This window comes from Allocoprobacillus halotolerans (assembly GCF_024399475.1).
Lineage (GTDB): Bacteria > Bacillota_I > Bacilli_A > Erysipelotrichales > Coprobacillaceae > Allocoprobacillus > Allocoprobacillus halotolerans.
Window position 1 is genome coordinate 1,547,307 of sequence record NZ_CP101620.1, and the last position, 17,259, is coordinate 1,564,565.

The window sequence follows — 17,259 nt, forward strand, 5'->3', positions numbered from 1 at the left end:
TAGTTTTTTAAAAATAAAGTTTCTTGAAAGCGTTACAACAAAGCGATATAATAATGTTTAGGAGGATATGAGAAAATGAAAAGATTATTAAATTGTACAACAAGTGAAATGTTATCAATGAACAAAGATGAATTGAAACAATCTATTTTAGCAAGTGAAGGAAGAACAATTATGACTGAAACAGTTGTGGCTTGTCCACCTTTACTTGGAGATTTAACAAATGCAGAATTGGCTGTGTCTTTTGGAAGTGATATGGTTTTATTAAATGTTTTTGATTGTGATCATCCTCAAATCAACGGATTACCAGAAACAGATGAACCAGTGAAACTTTTAAAGAAATTAGTAGGTAGACCAGTGGGATGTAATTTGGAACCTATTGATGAAAATGCCAAAATGATGGAAAACAGATTAGAAATATCTCATGGTCGTCATGCGACAAAAGAAACATTTATCAAAGCAAAGGAATTAGGTTTTGATTTTATTTGTTTAACAGGAAATCCAGGAACAGGTGTCAGCAACGCTTCTATTGAAAATGCCATTAAACTTGCAAAAGAATATTTTGGTGGAATGATTATTGCTGGAAAAATGCATTCTTCTGGAATTGATGAAGCATTGGTTGATTTACCAAGCATCGAAAGATTTATTGATGCTGGAGCTGATATTATTTTAATGCCTGCTGTCTATACAGTACCAGGGCTATCTGAAGAAGAAGTGAGAGATGCTTGTAAGCTTATTAAATCTAAAGGTGCTTTATCATTAAGTTCTATTGGAACATCACAAGAAGGTAGTGATGAAGGAACAATCAGAGAAATTGCTTTAGTTAATAAACGTTGTGGTATTGATATTCAACATATTGGTGATGCTGGTTGGTGTGGTATTGCTTTACCTGAAAATATTATGGCATTATCTATTGCGATTAGAGGTAAACGTTGGACATATCATAAGATTGCATCTTCAGTGAATAGATAGGGATTCTCAGGAATCCTTTTTTTTTTTTTTGAAAGTACGAGTTTTCTTGAGGTCAAGGCATATTTTTTATAGAATAAAAGAAAGAGGACTTTAAGAAAGGGGTGTTTATATGGATGAATATAATATAAAAAAATATGGTATTCATACAACAGGCAGTGTTTATAGAAATATTCCTGCTGGTTCATTAATTGAAAAAGCATTGATAAAAAAAGAAGGGCGTTTAAGCCGTGCTGGATGTTTGTGTGTAGAAACTGGAGAAAGAACAGGCCGTTCACCAAAAGATAAATACGTGGTAGATACACCTGCAACACATGATAAAATTGCATGGGGAAAGGTTAATCAACCTATTTCTAGAGAACAATTTGAACAAGTGTATCAAGCAATTATTCAACATTTTCAAGATAAAGATTTGTATATTTTTGATGGTTATGCTGGGGCGAATCCAAAATATTCGTATGGCTTTAGAATTATTAATGAAAAAGCCAGTCAAAATCTTTTATTTCAAACTTATTAATTAAACCAACACCACGTGAATTACAACATTTTCAAGAAGATTATCTAGTATTGGTAGCACCTGAATGTCATATTGATGCCTCAGTTGGTTTAAATAGTGATGTGGCTGTTATTATTGATTATGAAAAACAGATTGTGCTGATTGCTGGAACAGGATATGCAGGTGAAATTAAAAGAGTATTTTCTGTGTTATGAATTATATGTTGCCTCAGCGTAATGTTTTCACTATGCATTGTTCAGCCAATATTGGTGAAGATGGAAATACTGCATTATTCTTTGGTTTATCAGGAACAGGAAAAACAACATTATCTACGGATCCTCGTCGTAAATTGATTGGTGATGATGAACATGGCTGGTCACGTACTTCGGTTTTTAACTTCGAAGGTGGATGTTATGCAAAATGTATCAATCTTTCTAAGAAAAATGAACCAGATATTTGGGATGCAGTTAGATTTGGTGCATTAGCTGAAAATGTTTGTTTATTTGAAGATACAAGAATTATTGATTTTGATGATGATTCAATTACTGAAAACACACGTGTTGGTTATCCTTTGAACTTTATTAAAAATATTGAACCAACTGGAATGGGACCTATTCCTAAGACAATTTTCTTTTTGGCAGCTGATGCCTTTGGGGTTTTACCTCCTATTTCTAAATTAGATATGAACTCAGCAGTTTATCACTTTGTTTCTGGCTATACAAGTAAACTGGCAGGAACAGAAAATGGAATCAGTGAACCACAAGCAACATTTTCAACATGTTTTGGTGAACCATTCTTACCAATGGATCCATTACTTTATGCAAAACAATTCCAAAAACGTATGACTAAAGCAGGATCTAATGTCTTTTTAGTGAACACTGGCTGGGTTGGTGGCTCTTATGGGGTTGGACGTCGTATTCCTTTAAAATATACAAGAGCGATGATAGAGGCCGCTATTAATGGTGAATTAGATTATGTCAGCTATGAAGTTGATCCATTCTTTAATCTTAATATTCCATTATTCTGTCCAGGCGTTCCTACAGAATTATTAAATCCACGTACAACATGGGTAAGCAAAGATGCTTATGATATGACTGCACAAAAACTTGTTGAAATGTTTCAGGATAATTTTAAGCAATATACAAATTTCCCTGATACGATTGTTCATGCTGGACCAGGTGGAAAAGTGAATAATAATTTTTAATGGCAATTCTCATTGCCATTTTTTAATTTTTGCGTATAGAAAAGAAAATAAAAGATATACTATTTATGAAAATATTTTTGGGTTATTATCATTGCACAGCAATAAAAAATATGATATTCTATAAATAGTTAGATATAGCTAACTCTAAAATAAAATCTCAAATAGGAGGAAGAAAAAATGAGTCAAATTGTAAGTGTTTATGCAAGAGAAGTGCTAGATTCACGTGGGAATCCAACAGTTGAAGTAGAAGTTCGAAGCGAAAAAGGTGCTATGGGCAGAGCGATTGTTCCTAGTGGTGCTTCTACGGGTGTTCATGAAGCCGTTGAATTAAGAGATCAAGATACAAATAGATATTTAGGACTAGGTGTTTTAAAAGCAGTAGCTAATGTTAATGAAGAAATTGCTGGAGCTGTTATTGGACAAGATGTGATGGCACAAAGAAAAATTGATCAAATGATGATTGATTTAGATGGCACACCAAATAAAGGACGTTTAGGTGCTAATGCGATTTTAGGTGTTTCATTAGCAGTGGCTAAATGTGCAGCTAATGAATTAAATATGCCATTATATCGTTATATTGGTGGGGCTAACGCTCATGTTTTACCATCACCAATGATGAATATCATTAATGGTGGAGCACATGCTGATAATAATGTTGATTTTCAGGAATTTATGATTATGCCAGTGAATGCATCTTCATTTAAAGAAGCAATTCGCATGGGGGCTGAGGTTTTCCATAGTTTAAAGAAAGTTTTAAAAGCTAAAGGATTAAATACAGCTGTTGGAGATGAAGGTGGATTTGCTCCTAACTTGGCATCTAATGAAGAAGCCATTCAAACAATTTTAGAAGCCATTGAAAAGGCTGGATATCAACCAGGTGTAGATGTGAAACTTGCAATGGATGTGGCAAGTAGTGAATTCTATAAAGATGGAAAATATACATTACCAGGAGAAAACAATAAATCATTTACTTCTAAAGAATTAGTTGATTTCTATGTTGAACTTTGTGATAAATATCCAATTATTTCTATTGAAGATGGATTGGATCAAGATGATTGGGAAGGTTGGGATTACTTAACTGAAAAATTAGGTGATCGTATTCAATTAGTTGGTGATGATTTCTTTGTTACAAATACAAAACGTTTACAACAAGGAATTGATAAAGGTGTTGCTAATTCAATCTTGATTAAAGTTAATCAAATTGGAACATTAACTGAAACATTAGAAGCTATTGAAATGGCTCAAAAAGCTAATTATACAGCTGTGGTTTCACATCGTTCTGGAGAAACAGAAGATACAACAATTGCTGATATTGCAGTAGCAACAAATGCTGGACAAATCAAAACAGGTTCGGCTTCTCGTACAGATCGTATTGCAAAATACAATCAATTAATGAGAATTGAAGATGCATTGGCTGAACAATCTTGTTATGCAGGTGTAGAAGCCTTTTATCAATTAAATAAATAATGTTTGATTAAAACTTGAAGAAGGTATTCATTATGAATATCTTCTTTTTATGTGTGAAATGATTGGGCTTTTGAAACGATATTCTTTACAATAAGATTAGAAAATCTACAGAAGAGGTTGGATTATGGTTAAGAAAAAGCGTTTAGCGTTTTACAGAGAATTGGACGTAGTTTAATGTTGCCGATTGCTGTTTTACCTGTAGCAAGGTTATTTTTAGGAATTGGCAGTTCATTAACGAATCCAGCAACAATTTCATCTCTACATTTAGAGACTATCTTAGGCAAAGGGGCTTTTTTATATCAGTTTTTAATTTTATTAATGCAGGTAGGAGAAATTTTATTTGATAATTTACCACTTTTATTTGCCGCATCGGTGGCTTTAGGAATGGCTAAAAAGCCAAGGAAGTAGCTCTTCCTTCTATTATTGCTTTTTTTGTTATGCATTCTACTATTAGTGGCTTGTTGACCTTGACTGGTGTTATTAATGATAGCCAGATTGTGCAAACTGTACTTGATGGAACTTTAACCTATGTTTGTGGAATACTTTCATTAGAAATGGGTGTTTTTGGAGGTATTATTGTAGGATAGGGTGTAAGTTTTCTACATAATCACTTTTATCGTATACAATTACCAGATATTTTTTCTTTTTTTTGAAGGTGAAAGATTTATTCCTATTATTTCTACTGTTGTTTGTTTGTGGGTATTTTAATGTTTTATATATGGCCGTTTATTCAAAATGGAATTTTTACTTTAGGTCAATTTATCAATGATGCTGGATATTTTGGAACATTTGTTTATGGAATTTTAAAAAGAGCTTTGGTATCTTTTGGTTTACATCATGTTTTTTTATATGCCTTTTTATCAAACAGCGATTGGTGGTTCAATGGTTGTCGATGGTGTTGTGGTCAATGGAGCACAAAATATTTTCTTTGCACAGTTAGCTGATCCACAGGTGGTTCATTTCAATAGCGAGGCAACAAAATTTTTTACAGGTGAATTTATCTTGATGATGTTTGGTTTACCTGGTGCAGCACTAGCCATGTATCATATGGCTAAAAAGGAATCTAAGAAAGTTGAGGGGAGTCTTTTTTTATCAGCAGCATTAACGAGTATTTTAACAGGGATTACAGAACCGATTGAATTTACGTTTGTCTTTGTAGCACCTTTATTATTTGGGGGTTCGTGTTATGCAAGCGCCAACAACTTTTGTGATTGCTCAAATATTTGAGATTGCGATAGGTTTTATTTTTTCGACGCGTGATAATAAAGCAACTTTAAGAGCTGTTAACCAATACATACCTTCTGATCGACTTGTTCGTTCATTGAGTTTCTTTCAAGTCTTGCATAGAGGTTTGATTGGGACTTTTCGTAGAATATTTAAACGTTAAGATGGGCATTCCCATCTTTTTTTGTATTTTGGAATATTAATGAAAATCCATAAGGAATTCCATAACATTGATAACCTATTTTTTGTAATTTTGAAGCAAGCATTTTCGCATTTTTTCCTGTTTCGCAAATGAGATAAATTTGTTTATGAAAAGGCAGAAATGGGATTTGTGAGTCAAAGTCATCAAGAGGAATATTGATGGTGTTCTTGAAATGTTGTTGCTTGAATAATTGTGAATCTCGTAAATCTATAATGATATTTTGAGGATTTTGAATAAGTTCATTTATATCTATTTTCACATTTATCACCTATATTAAGATATGTACATTTTTTGAAGATGATAAAAAGAAAGTAACAAAAATCACTTTCTTTAATGGTATTAAACGAATTGTAGATAACGTGTAATGTCTTTTTCTTCTTGAATATCAAAGGTATGTATTGTTAAATAATCAAGCTGTTCTTGATTGTATGATTGGATAGTATCTAAAGTATTGCTTGATAGGTTTCCAAATTTTAATTGGAGTTGTCTGATTAATGTTTTGATAATACCTTGACTTTTTCCAATACTGATACCCTCTTCTTTACCTAATCTCTTTTTTTGCTTTCTGTAATCCTTAAAAGCCTTGCACATATCTTTCTTGACTTTCATAGAGATACTTCAACCCTCTCACCAATTCCTTAAGCTCTGGCGTATGGAATCTTTCTTCATCCATGTATCGCATCTCAATCAAAGGATAGGATTCTACATTCATATACTGCTCCAATGTTGGTGGGATAGGTCCCATCATGTCCTTGTAGGTTCTTGCATGCTTCCATGGCTTCTGTCCATAGTAGGCAACAAGCGTCATGACACCTTTGATGAGCAAAAGATGTGACTGGTACTGAAAGAACTGCTGGAGATAGGACATCTCGTCATAGTCCATTGTTTTCTGGAACATGGTATTGTCAACCTGAGCCTGATGTTCAATGCTTATGAAACATTGACAGTTTTCAAGTGTGACATTAACAATGTTATCTCTGGTTCTTTCCTTAGTGATACCAATGGAAAAGACATGGGAATCCTGATTGGAGTCGAGGATGGAAACATCATCTGAGGAGATGGCCTGCTGACCGTTAAAGAGAACACCGTTGATGAAATCAGCTGCGATGCGATTATCCCTGAAAAGTGTTCTCGTGCGAATATCAAAAATCTTTCGTAACTTCTTTTTTTAGAGAAACTTTTTTAAGAAATTATAATTACAAAGACATTATAACACAAATAATTGCTTAAAGCATATATTATTGTTAATGAAATTTATTTGATTAGAGATGGACTGATTTTCTTACGTATATTTTAGAAGATAGTGAATTATTCTTTGTACTATCTAAAGTCATGAATTTTATTTTATAAATAAAAATGGCATTTATTATCGAATGAACATCTATAAAATCGATTGAAAATCACTTATAAGAATGTTATAATTTGCACATGGAGGGTTGAAGAAAATGGATAAAAAAACAATTAAAGATATTGAAGTGACTGGAAAAACTGTCTTAGTTCGTGTTGACTTCAATGTACCTAGAAACAAAGAAACAGGAGAAATTACTAATGACAACAGAATTGTTGCCGCTTTACCTACATTAAAATATTTATTAGAACAAAAACCAAAAGCTATTGTATTGTTCTCACATTTAGGTAAAGTAAAAACTGAAGAAGACAAAGCTAAAAATGATTTAGCTGTTGTTGCTCCTAGATTATCTGAATTATTAGGAGTGGATGTAAAATTCGTTAATTGTACAAGAGGAGAAGAACTTGAAACAGCTGTTAAAGAAGCAGATAATGGTCAAGTGATCTTAGTACAAAATACACGTTATGAAAAAGGTGAAAGCAAAAATGATCCTGAATTAGGTAAATACTGGGCTTCTTTAGGAGATGTATTTGTTGAAGATGCATTCGGTTCAGTACATAGAGCACATGCTTCTACTGCTGGAATTCCTGCTCATTTACCATCTGCTGCTGGATTCTTAGTTGAAAAAGAAATTGCTTATATTGGAAAAGCTGTAAGTAATCCTGAAAGACCAATGGTTGCGATTTTAGGTGGAGCTAAAGTTTCTGATAAAATCTTAGTTATCGAAAACTTATTAAAAATTGCTGATAAAGTTATCGTTGGTGGAGGTATGTCTTATACTTTCGCTGCTGCACAAGGACACAGCATTGGAAATTCTTTAGTTGAAGAAGATCGTATTGAAGTAGCTAAAGAATTAATTGCTAAAGGTGGAGATAAATTAATCTTACCTGTTGATTCAGTTGTGAATAATGCATTTGCTGCTGAAGGTGATATCAAAGTTGTTGGTGAAGATATTCCTGATGGATACATGGGATTAGATATTGGACCTAAATCTGTTGAAAATATTAAAGCTGCTTTAGAAGGAGCTAAAACTGTTGTATGGAATGGTCCAATGGGTGTATTTGAAATGGAACCATTTGCTAAAGGAACAATCGCTGTATGCGAAGCTTTAGCTAATTTACCAGATGCTAATACAATTATCGGTGGTGGAGATAGTGCTGCTGCTGTTATGCAATTAGGATATGCTGATAAAGTTTCTCATATCTCAACTGGTGGAGGAGCTTCATTAGAATATATGGAAGGTAAAGTATTACCTGGTATTGCTGCAATTGATGATAAATAATAAGGGGATTATGAAAATGAGAAAACCAATTATTGTAGGAAACTGGAAAATGAATAAAACAATTGCTGATACAAAAGTATTTGTTGAAGCTGTTGATGGTGCTTGTAATGATAAAGCTCAGTGGGGAATTGCAACTCCATACTTAGCATTACAAACAGCAAAAGGAGCAGCTAAAAATTTAATTGTTGCTGCACAAAATTGTCATTTTAAAGACAATGGAGCTTATACTGGAGAAGTCAGTGTAGAAATGTTAAAAGAAATTGGAGTTGAATGGGTCATCTTAGGACACTCTGAAAGAAGACAATATTTCGCTGAAACTGATGAAACAGTGAATGCTAAAATGTTACAAGTTCTTCATAATGATATGACTCCAATCGTATGTGTTGGTGAAACATTAGAAGAATATGAAGCTGGAACAACAAAAGACGTTGTCAAAACACAAACTGTTGCTGCATTTAAAGATGTATGTCCAAATTGTGCAAGTCGTGTTGTTATTGCTTATGAACCAGTATGGGCTATTGGTACTGGAAAAACTGCAACGAATGAAATTGCTCAAGATGTTTGTGCATATATTAGAAGCGTTGTTGCTGAATTATATGGACAAGAAGTGGCTGATAAAGTAAGAATTCAATATGGTGGATCTGTAAAACCTGAAGGATTAAAAGCTTTATTAGAACAACCTGATATTGATGGAGCATTAGTTGGAGGAGCTTCTTTACAAGTAGATTCATACAAAGCTATGATTGCTGCATTAGATTAATGATAAGAGTCAACCTGCGGGTTGGCTTTTTAAATCATCTCATTTTAAGAATTGATTCTATCATTGTCGAATGAGTCAAAAAGTGATATAAAAAGAATATATTGATAATGAGAGAAAGGAGTGTTTCCGTTGATCATACATATATTTTTATTAATTATAGGCTTTGTCTTACTGATTAAAGGTGCAGATTTTTTTGTGGACAGTGCTTCACAGATAGCTTTACATTTTCATGTTTCAGAATTGATAATTGGTTTAACGATTGTTGCTTTTGGAACAAGTCTACCTGAAGCAGCAGTGAGTATTACTTCAGCATATACTGGCACAACAGGCATTGCCATTGGAAATATCATTGGCAGCAATATTGCTAATGTCTTATTGATACTAGGAATATCAGGAATCATTGGTCAATTGACAGTTCAAAAAAGACGTTTTATTTTGAAATTCCTTATGTTATTGTTGCAACAATATTATTATTGACTTTAGGTTATTTTGGACAGTCCCTTTCTTTTATGGATGGGGTTATCTTATGGTTGTTTTTTATCGTTTTTTTAGTCTATCTCTATCATAGTGCTAAACAACAAAAAGAAGAACAAAGTGAGTCCAAACAACAAACATCCATAATAAAATTACTATTTTATGTTGTTTTTTCATTGGTATGTATTATTGTAGGAAGTGAAGTTACAGTAGATGCAGCACGTTATATAGCTGCACAGTTAGGTATGAGCGAACGTTTGATTGGTTTGACAATTGTGGCTGTAGGAACGTCTTTACCAGAGTTAATGACATCATTGGTAGCTTCATATAAAGGAAAAAATGATATAGCAGTAGGAAATATTATTGGAAGTAATATCTTTAATATCTTATTTGTATTAGGAACAGCATCGCTTGTTGCACCACATGGAATTGCTTTTGATGTTCAATTTATCTTAGATGGAATCATAGCAATAGGGGTAGTTGTTTTGTTTATGATTTTTATAGATAAAGATATGATTTTAAGAAAATATGGAGCATTGGTGATGCTTATTGGTTATATTATTTATATTATTAGTTTGATATAGTTTTTGGAAAGGTTTACATTATTATGTAAGCCTTTTTATTTTTAAAAAATATGTTCTCTTGCTTGTTTTTTCACAAGGAATATAGTATATTAATCGTGTAAATATTAAATGATGTCGGAGGAAATGTTATGGCAGAAAAAAAGCTGTAAAAAAAGAAGCCCCAAAGGCTGAAATGACTAATGAACAAGTTGATGCTCATATTGATGAGTTGGTTCAAAAAGCATTAGTCGCATTAGACAAATTTGAATCTTTTGATCAAGATGCTGTTGATTACATTGTTGCTAAATGCTCTGTTGCTGGTTTAGACCAACATGGTGTTTTAGCTGAAGCAGCAGTCAAAGAAACTGGTAGAGGTGTCTTTGAAGATAAAGCTGTGAAAAATTTATTCGCTTGTGAATATGTAACAAGTAATCTTCGTCACTTGAAAACGGTTGGAATCATCAACGAAGATCCTTTAACTGGAATTACTGAAATTGCTGAACCAGTTGGTGTTATCTGTGGTATCGTACCAACAACAAACCCAACTTCAACAGTTATTTTCAAATCATTAATTTCATTAAAGACAAGAAACCCAATCATCTTCTCATTCCATCCATCTGCATATGAATGTTCAGTGCAAGCTGCTGAAGTCATCAGAGATGCTGCAATTGCTGCAGGTGCTCCTGAAGACTGTATTCAATGGATTGGAATCAGAGGTTCAATGTATGCAACAACTGCATTAATGAATCATCCAGGTGTCGCAACTATCTTAGCAACTGGTGGTAATGCAATGGTTAAAGCTGCTTACTCTTGTGGTAAACCTGCTTTAGGTGTTGGTGCTGGTAACGTACCTGCATATGTTGAAAAATCATGTGTATTAAAAAGAGCAGTTAATGATATCGTATTATCAAAATCATTTGATAATGGTATGATTTGTGCTTCTGAACAAGCTGCAATTGTAGACCAAGAAATCTATAATGACTTTAAACAAGAAATTTCTCGTTTTAAAGTATACTGGGTAAATGCTGAAGAAAAAGCAAAACTTGAAAAATATATGTTCGGTGCTGAAGCATATAGTGATAAAGTTAACGAAGTTGGAACAGTTAATGCTAATGTTGTTGGTAAAGCTGCAACTTGGATTGCTGAGCAAGCGGGATTCAAAGTACCTGAAGATACTCAAATCTTACTTGCAGAATGTAAAGAAGTTGGTCCAAATGAACCATTAACAAGAGAAAAATTATCTCCTGTATTAGCTGTATTAAAAGCAACTTCTACTGAAGATGGTATTGCAAAATCAGCTGCAATGGTTGAATTTAATGGTTTAGGACACTCTGCTGCTATTCATACACAAAATCATGATATTTCAGTAGAATTTGGTTTAAAATGTAAAGCAATTCGTGTTATAGAGAATGCTCCATCTACATTCGGTGGAATCGGTTCAGTTTATAATGCCTTCATTCCATCATTAACATTAGGATGTGGATCTTATGGTCACAACTCAGTTTCTAACAACGTAAGTGCTGTAAACTTATTAAATATTAAGAGAATAGGGAGACGTAACAACAATATGCAATGGGTTAAACTTCCTCCAAAAATCTACTTTGAAAGAAATTCAATTAGATATTTAAGAGATATGAAGATTATGGAAAGAGTCATGATTGTTACAGACAGAGGTATGTACAATCTTGGTTATGTTGACAAGATTGAAGATGCAATCAAGAGAAGACGTAACAAAGTTAAAATGGAATTATACTTTGATGTAGAACCAGATCCAAGCATTGATACAGTTAATGAAGGTGTTGAATTAATGAGAAAATTCGAACCAGATGTAATCATCGCTATCGGTGGTGGATCACCAATGGATGCTGCTAAAGTTATGTGGTTAATGTATGAACATCCAGAAGTTAACTTCGATGACATCAAACAAAAATTCATGGACATCAGAAAACGTGCATTCAAATTCCCTGAATTAGGAAAGAAAGCAAGATTAATCTGTATTCCAACAACTTCAGGAACAGGTTCAGAAGTTACACCATTTGCCGTTATTACAGACAAGAAAGCAAACAAAAAATATCCATTAACTGACTATGCATTGACACCAACAGTAGCAATCGTGGATCCAGAATTCGTAACAAGCTTACCACCAGCAATTGCTGCTGATACAGGAATCGACGTATTGACACATGCAATCGAAGCATATGTATCAATCTTAGCATCAGACTTTACAGATGGATGGGCTAAACAAGCAGTTAAATTAGTATTTGACTACTTAGAAGAATCAGTGAAGAAAGGAACACCACTTGCAAGAGAAAAAATGCATAATGCTGCAACAATTGCAGGTATGGCATTTGCCAATGCGTTCTTAGGAATGAACCACTCATTAGCACATAAGATTGGTGGAGAATATCATATTCCTCATGGACGTACAAATGGTATCTTATTACCACATGTTATTAGATACAATGGTACAGTTCCAACTAAACTAAACATCTGGCCAAAAATTGAAAACTACAAAGCAGACGTTAAATACATGGAATTAGCACAATTAATTGGATTAAATCCAAAAACACCAGCAGAAGGTGTAGAAATGTTTGCTGATGCAGTAGAAAAATTATGGGTAAGCATTGGTGGAGTAACAAACGTTAAATCACAAGGAATCGACAAAGCAGCATGGGATGAATCAATCCACAGAATTGCAATGAATGCTTATGAAGATCAATGTACTCCAGCAAACCCAAGAATGCCAATCGTAAAAGATATGGAACAAATCTTAAGCACTATTTATGATTATGAATCAAAATATGCAGTAAAGAATGAAAAATAGTAAAAATGGAGCATAACTTGCAACAGTTATGCTCTTTTTTCTTACAAACATATCAAAATATTGTATAATTAAATATATATGAAATGGAGGTAATGAAAATGAGTTTTCCTAAAGATTTTTTATGGGGTGGAGCTGTTGCTGCCAACCAATGTGAAGGAGCCTATTTAGAAGATGGTAAAGGGCTATGTGTACCAGATATGTTATTAGGTGGAGATGTCAATACACCAAGAACATTCTTGCCAAAAACTGATCCAACAGCTTTTTATCCAAGTCATGAAGCTGTCGATTTCTATCATCATTACAAAGAAGATATCGCATTATTTGCCAAAATGGGATGGAATGTATTTAGACTTTCTATTAACTGGGGAAGAATCTTTCCTAATGGAGATGATGAAGAACCAAATGAAGCAGGATTAGCATTCTATGATAAAGTTTTTGATGAATGTCATAAACATGGAATGGAACCATTAGTGACATTATGCCATTATGAAATCCCATGGAACATTGTTACAAAATATAATGGTTTTACTGATCGTCGTGTGATTGATTTATTTGTGAAATATGCGACAACTTGCTTTGAACGTTATAAAGATAAAGTAAAATACTGGTTAACATTCAATGAAATCAATATTGCTTGTATGGGTGAAGGTGGGATTGGAAATCTCTATGGATTAGGAATGATGGATCCAGAAGATGTTAATGCTGATCATCGTATACCATTAACTGAACTTAAATCAAATGATCAAAAAATGTTTGAGGCTTTACATAATGAATTTGTTGCCAGTGCATTGGCAGTTAAAGCAGGGCATGAAATCAATCCTGATTTTATGATTGGAAATATGATTGCACATACAACAGTTTATCCATTAACACCAAATCCAAAAGATGTGTTAGCTGCTTATGATGAAGATGATTATAAAAATAATTTCTGTGGAGATGTACAGGTTAGAGGAGAATATCCTTCATTTATGTGGCGTTATTTTAAAGAACATGGTATTGATACTTCATTTATTACTGAAGAAGATCAAAAGATTCTAAAAGAAGGAACAGTTGATTTCTATACTTTCTCTTATTATCAATCAAATTGTATTACAGTTGATAAGAATGCTCAAATGACGAAAGGAAATATGACAGTTGGTGCAAAGAATCCATATCTTGAAGCATCTGACTGGGGATGGCAAATTGATCCTGATGGATTACGTTATACATTAAAATTGTTAAATGGACGTTATCCACATACACCATTAATGATTGTTGAAAATGGTTTAGGAGCATTTGATAAAGTAGAAGAAGATGGATCTATTCATGATGATTATCGTATTGCATATTTAAGACCTCATATTGCAGCAATGAAAGAAGCAATTGAAGATGGTGTACCATTAATTGGTTATACAACTTGGGGACCTATTGATTTGGTTTCAGCAGGAACAGGACAATATGCAAAACGTTATGGATTTATTTATGTTGATAGACATGATGATGGTACAGGAGATTTCTCAAGAAGTCGTAAAGATTCATTCTATTGGTATAAAAAAGTTATTGAATCAAAAGGGGAAGATTTAGATTAAACAAGCAAAAAGGACATAGCAGCAAGTTATGTCCTTTTTAAAAGTATTCATTTTAAAAGCGAATGTTTATTTTTTCCAGTCTTCTAGCATTTTTAAAGCTTGATCTAGAACTTTAGATCCATCCATCATACCATAAGTACGCATGTCAATAACATCCACAGGAATGGCATGGTTCACTTGATCTTTGATAGAATTTAAACGGAAACGAACTTGAGGTCCGATAAGTAAAACATCGCATGGATCAGCAGCATATTCAGTTGTAAGAGCAGTTTCACTTATAGCCCAAATTTTTGCTTCTAAACCTCTATCCTGTGCAGCTTTTTGCATTCTAGTTACAAGTAAGCTTGTTGACATTCCTGCACTACATGCTAACATGATTTTCATCATATTCATATTCCTCCTTATTTGTTTTTCTATACTCATATTATACACCTATTAGATATATTATGAAATAACAAAGATAGAATTTCATAAATTTATTGACTTATTGTAGTGTCTTGATTACCATAGTAAAAGAAGTTGAAGAAAAGGAAAAGAGATATGAAAAAGAAAGATATTATTTTTATTATAGGATTATGTATTGTCATTGGAGTAATCTATCTTGTTTATGAATTTACACAAACTCAAAAAGGTGGGAAGATAGAAGTTTATTATCATAATGAACTCAAGGAAACCATAGATATATCAAAAAACCAAATATATACTTTTGAAGGTGATTATGGAACTTTTCATTTAGAAGTTAAAGATTATCAATATCGTGCCATTGATGTTGAATGTCCTAATCACGATTGTGAAGAAGAAGGTTGGATTCAAGAAGGAAGTTCAAGAAAAATTATTTGTGTGCCTAATAATATTTATGTTGTCCAAGCAGATATTGCGCCTAAATATTAATGATAAGCTCAGATTAAGAAAATGTTCACAGTCAATTCATAAGCTTAAGTTATGATACCTGACTTTGGTATCCAACATTAAAATATAGTGAGACTTTCATTGAAAAACAGTAGTAATCTTTTAAGTGATTGCTACTGCTTTTTTATATTTTGTACCTGAATATTTGTTTTACTTGCCTTTCTGTCAAGTAATAATTTGTTAACGGTAATTTTGTCATTTATTCAAAGTCTTTTATGAACTTGCTTGATGTTGTTACGTTGATATATTTACTTTCTCCCTTGACTATCTTAAAACTTTTTACAAATTTCATAATTTCCTGTGTACTATATTTATTGTTCAAGATTTTGAATTGGAATATTCTTTCCAATAATACTGCCAGGTAACATATCAAAAAATGTCCCTTTATACTGTTTTCTTTTTGAAGGAATACTGGTCTGGCATCCAAATCGGATTTCATTATTCTAAATGATTCTTCTATCCTCCATAAATTGTGATAGGTATTGTAGATGTCTGTTGACTTCATATTTGTTTCTGATGTGATCAATAAATTATAACCTGCCAGTTCAAGTTCTTTTTCTATGATGTCTTCATTGATTGTTGCCTTTGCTTTTTCTCCATTTTCATTAGTGAAATTAACGTATTTTCCTAGATCTCCATATTCGGCTCTTTTTGCCTGACTGTAACATAGGCTTCTTGCCTTTTCAACCTGTTTGCTGATTTCATATCTTTTTTTAGATGCAAGCTTTGGATTATAAGTCACTACTCGTTTCTCAGTAAAATATATAGTCTTCTTTTTCCCGTCAATTTCTATATGATAAGGAAATTTGTCAATGCATGACTTATATCTGTATAATAATGTACCATTATCATTTTTTATTTCTTTCCAGTCTTCATTATTCAACAATACCCATATCTTTTCTTTTTCAGGGAGAGTCTTGACAGATTTGGAGAATAAATAGCCATCTCCATTTTCTTTAGAAAAAGCAATGTTTTGAGTGCAGTTCAATCCCTTGTCAGCTACATGTATAGTTTTTCCTGAAATTTGGTTTTTCTTTTTAAGATCATGAATCACATCTCTTAAGACTGGCTTTTCACTTTCATTACCAGGAAACAGCTTCATGCCAATAGGGATTTGATTGGCATCAAGCAATAGCCCTAAACTCACAATAGGGTCTTTTCTATTTTCTTTTGATGGACCCTTTCGTCTAAAATTATCTTCTTTATCGATTTCAAAATAGAAATTGGTACAATCAAAATAAGTCCTTGAAGTATTGATATTATAGACTTTCTTCATCTGCTCATTAAAAATCTCGATGAACTTGCCGTAATCATTGCCCATGAATGCAAGACCGTCTAGAAGCTGATTATAAGAAAAATGAGTGGCACCTCTCAATTGAGGAATAACTTCATGAAAAGTTCTGTATTTACTGCAAGGATTCACAAGTCGGGCAAAAATAAGAGAGGAAAGCAATTCGTACAGATCAAATTCAAAAGAATTGGAAATATTGAAATAGTCAACAAACTTTTTGATATTCATTTTATTCAGTAAAGAAACAAAAGGAAAATATCCTAAATAAAGTTCAGGAGATGATTCAGAAATTTTGAGAGCCTGACTGTTAGAAATTTCATCATTAAGAGCATTGACTTCTTTTTGGAAATGAGCGATAGGATCATCAATTCCTTTGGCTTTCCAAGATTCGACAGAAGCGAGGGATTTAAAGGTGCGGTGAGCTCCACAGCGTTTTTGAGGGGAATAGTAACTTTCCACGATAGAAAGGTAGGTACGCCCGTTACGATGAGTTTTTTTAAGAAAATAAGCCATAAATAACCTCCATAATAGATATCACTAGTATCACTATATAAATTATAACATAAAAAAATAAATAAAAAAAGATAAAAAACAAAAAAAGCCGATAAAATCGGCATAATATAATATTTGATAAAAAAGGATTACTAAAAAATATAGTGAGAACTCCTAAAGACGGGAAAA

General features: G+C 32.9%; 19 protein-coding genes and 2 pseudogenes. 16 read left to right on the forward strand and 5 right to left on the reverse strand.

Annotation, left to right across the window (positions count from 1 at the left end; all coding sequences use genetic code 11):
* The first annotated feature begins 75 nt into the window (after nucleotides 1–75).
* The 9 genes and pseudogenes from NMU03_RS09125 (at nucleotide 76) to NMU03_RS09165 (ending at nucleotide 5,520) form a co-directional block, all read left to right on the forward strand.
* Complete coding sequence (locus NMU03_RS09125; RefSeq protein WP_290137810.1) at nucleotides 76–969, forward strand: DUF7916 family protein; 894 nt, start codon at nucleotides 76–78, stop codon at nucleotides 967–969.
* 109 nt (nucleotides 970–1,078) lie between these two features.
* Nucleotides 1,079–1,677: pseudogene (locus NMU03_RS09130) on the forward strand (phosphoenolpyruvate carboxykinase (ATP)).
* A complete protein-coding gene (locus NMU03_RS09135) occupies nucleotides 1,674–2,666 on the forward strand; it encodes a phosphoenolpyruvate carboxykinase (ATP) (protein WP_290137811.1) in 993 nt (330 codons plus the stop codon). Before NMU03_RS09130 ends, NMU03_RS09135 begins: the two are co-directional and overlap by 4 nt.
* 177 nt (nucleotides 2,667–2,843) lie before the next feature.
* Nucleotides 2,844–4,133 carry a phosphopyruvate hydratase gene (gene eno, locus NMU03_RS09140; RefSeq protein ID WP_290137812.1) on the forward strand — a complete coding sequence of 430 codons (1,290 nt, stop codon included), beginning with the start codon at nucleotides 2,844–2,846 and terminating at the stop codon, nucleotides 4,131–4,133.
* 174 nt (nucleotides 4,134–4,307) lie between these two features.
* The gene (locus NMU03_RS09145) at nucleotides 4,308–4,541 is read left to right on the forward strand and encodes a PTS transporter subunit EIIC (protein ID WP_290137813.1); all 234 of its coding nucleotides are present in this window, start codon (nucleotides 4,308–4,310) and stop codon (nucleotides 4,539–4,541) included.
* A 29-nt stretch (nucleotides 4,542–4,570) separates the two neighbouring features.
* On the forward strand, nucleotides 4,571–4,720 hold the full coding sequence (locus tag NMU03_RS09150; RefSeq protein WP_290137814.1) for a hypothetical protein: 150 nt from the start codon (nucleotides 4,571–4,573) through the stop codon (nucleotides 4,718–4,720).
* Nucleotides 4,721–4,840: 120 nt separating this feature from the next.
* Nucleotides 4,841–5,077, forward strand: coding sequence for a PTS transporter subunit EIIC (locus tag NMU03_RS09155; RefSeq protein ID WP_290137815.1), 237 nt, complete (start codon nucleotides 4,841–4,843; stop codon nucleotides 5,075–5,077).
* Nucleotides 4,971–5,360: a PTS transporter subunit EIIC gene (locus NMU03_RS09160; protein WP_290137816.1), complete on the forward strand. Its 390-nt coding sequence runs from the start codon at nucleotides 4,971–4,973 to the stop codon at nucleotides 5,358–5,360. Before NMU03_RS09155 ends, NMU03_RS09160 begins: the two co-directional genes overlap by 107 nt.
* Nucleotides 5,320–5,520, forward strand: a complete 201-nt coding sequence (locus NMU03_RS09165; RefSeq protein WP_353956607.1) for a DUF956 family protein — start codon at nucleotides 5,320–5,322, stop codon at nucleotides 5,518–5,520. Before NMU03_RS09160 ends, NMU03_RS09165 begins: the two co-directional genes overlap by 41 nt.
* On the opposite strand, the gene NMU03_RS09170 is transcribed toward NMU03_RS09165, so the two are convergent.
* The 3 genes from NMU03_RS09170 to NMU03_RS09180 all read right to left on the reverse strand — a co-directional run bounded on the left by NMU03_RS09170 (nucleotide 5,510) and on the right by NMU03_RS09180 (nucleotide 6,709).
* Complete coding sequence (locus NMU03_RS09170) at nucleotides 5,510–5,818, reverse strand: rhodanese-like domain-containing protein (RefSeq protein ID WP_290137817.1); 309 nt, start codon at nucleotides 5,816–5,818, stop codon at nucleotides 5,510–5,512. The two genes, NMU03_RS09165 and NMU03_RS09170, sit on opposite strands and share 11 nt — an antisense overlap.
* A gap of 80 nt (nucleotides 5,819–5,898) precedes the next feature.
* Entirely contained in the window at nucleotides 5,899–6,168 is a 270-nt protein-coding gene (locus NMU03_RS09175; protein ID WP_290137818.1) for a DUF4351 domain-containing protein, read from the reverse strand.
* Nucleotides 6,134–6,709, reverse strand: coding sequence for an Rpn family recombination-promoting nuclease/putative transposase (locus NMU03_RS09180; RefSeq protein ID WP_353956691.1), 576 nt, complete (start codon nucleotides 6,707–6,709; stop codon nucleotides 6,134–6,136). The genes NMU03_RS09175 and NMU03_RS09180 overlap by 35 nt, the downstream gene beginning before the upstream one ends.
* A gap of 295 nt (nucleotides 6,710–7,004) precedes the next feature.
* On the opposite strand from NMU03_RS09180, the gene NMU03_RS09185 reads away from it, so the two are divergent.
* From NMU03_RS09185 to NMU03_RS09210, 6 genes are all read left to right on the forward strand, one after another.
* A complete protein-coding gene (locus NMU03_RS09185) occupies nucleotides 7,005–8,189 on the forward strand; it encodes a phosphoglycerate kinase (protein ID WP_290137819.1) in 1,185 nt (394 codons plus the stop codon).
* 16 nt (nucleotides 8,190–8,205) lie between these two features.
* The gene (tpiA, locus tag NMU03_RS09190) at nucleotides 8,206–8,949 is read left to right on the forward strand and encodes a triose-phosphate isomerase (RefSeq protein ID WP_290137820.1); all 744 of its coding nucleotides are present in this window, start codon (nucleotides 8,206–8,208) and stop codon (nucleotides 8,947–8,949) included.
* A gap of 129 nt (nucleotides 8,950–9,078) precedes the next feature.
* The gene (locus tag NMU03_RS09195) at nucleotides 9,079–9,426 is read left to right on the forward strand and encodes a sodium:calcium antiporter (protein ID WP_290137821.1); all 348 of its coding nucleotides are present in this window, start codon (nucleotides 9,079–9,081) and stop codon (nucleotides 9,424–9,426) included.
* Nucleotides 9,427–9,458: 32 nt separating this feature from the next.
* Nucleotides 9,459–10,007: a sodium:calcium antiporter gene (locus NMU03_RS09200; RefSeq protein WP_290137822.1), complete on the forward strand. Its 549-nt coding sequence runs from the start codon at nucleotides 9,459–9,461 to the stop codon at nucleotides 10,005–10,007.
* Between the two features lie 172 nt (nucleotides 10,008–10,179).
* Complete coding sequence (gene adhE, locus NMU03_RS09205; RefSeq protein WP_290137823.1) at nucleotides 10,180–12,810, forward strand: bifunctional acetaldehyde-CoA/alcohol dehydrogenase; 2,631 nt, start codon at nucleotides 10,180–10,182, stop codon at nucleotides 12,808–12,810.
* Between the two features lie 98 nt (nucleotides 12,811–12,908).
* Nucleotides 12,909–14,378 (forward strand): glycoside hydrolase family 1 protein, encoded by a 1,470-nt coding sequence (locus tag NMU03_RS09210; RefSeq protein ID WP_290137824.1) that lies wholly within the window; start codon nucleotides 12,909–12,911, stop codon nucleotides 14,376–14,378.
* Nucleotides 14,379–14,444: 66 nt separating this feature from the next.
* On the opposite strand, the gene NMU03_RS09215 is transcribed toward NMU03_RS09210, so the two are convergent.
* Nucleotides 14,445–14,765, reverse strand: coding sequence for a PTS sugar transporter subunit IIB (locus tag NMU03_RS09215; RefSeq protein ID WP_290137825.1), 321 nt, complete (start codon nucleotides 14,763–14,765; stop codon nucleotides 14,445–14,447).
* Between the two features lie 153 nt (nucleotides 14,766–14,918).
* Between NMU03_RS09215 and NMU03_RS09220 the strand changes: the two genes are divergently transcribed.
* On the forward strand, nucleotides 14,919–15,269 hold the full coding sequence (locus NMU03_RS09220; protein WP_290137826.1) for a NusG domain II-containing protein: 351 nt from the start codon (nucleotides 14,919–14,921) through the stop codon (nucleotides 15,267–15,269).
* A gap of 142 nt (nucleotides 15,270–15,411) precedes the next feature.
* Here the strand turns inward: NMU03_RS09220 and NMU03_RS09225 are convergent.
* Nucleotides 15,412–17,091 (reverse strand): annotated as a pseudogene (locus NMU03_RS09225) (IS1634 family transposase).
* Nucleotides 17,092–17,259: the final 168 nt, after the last annotated feature.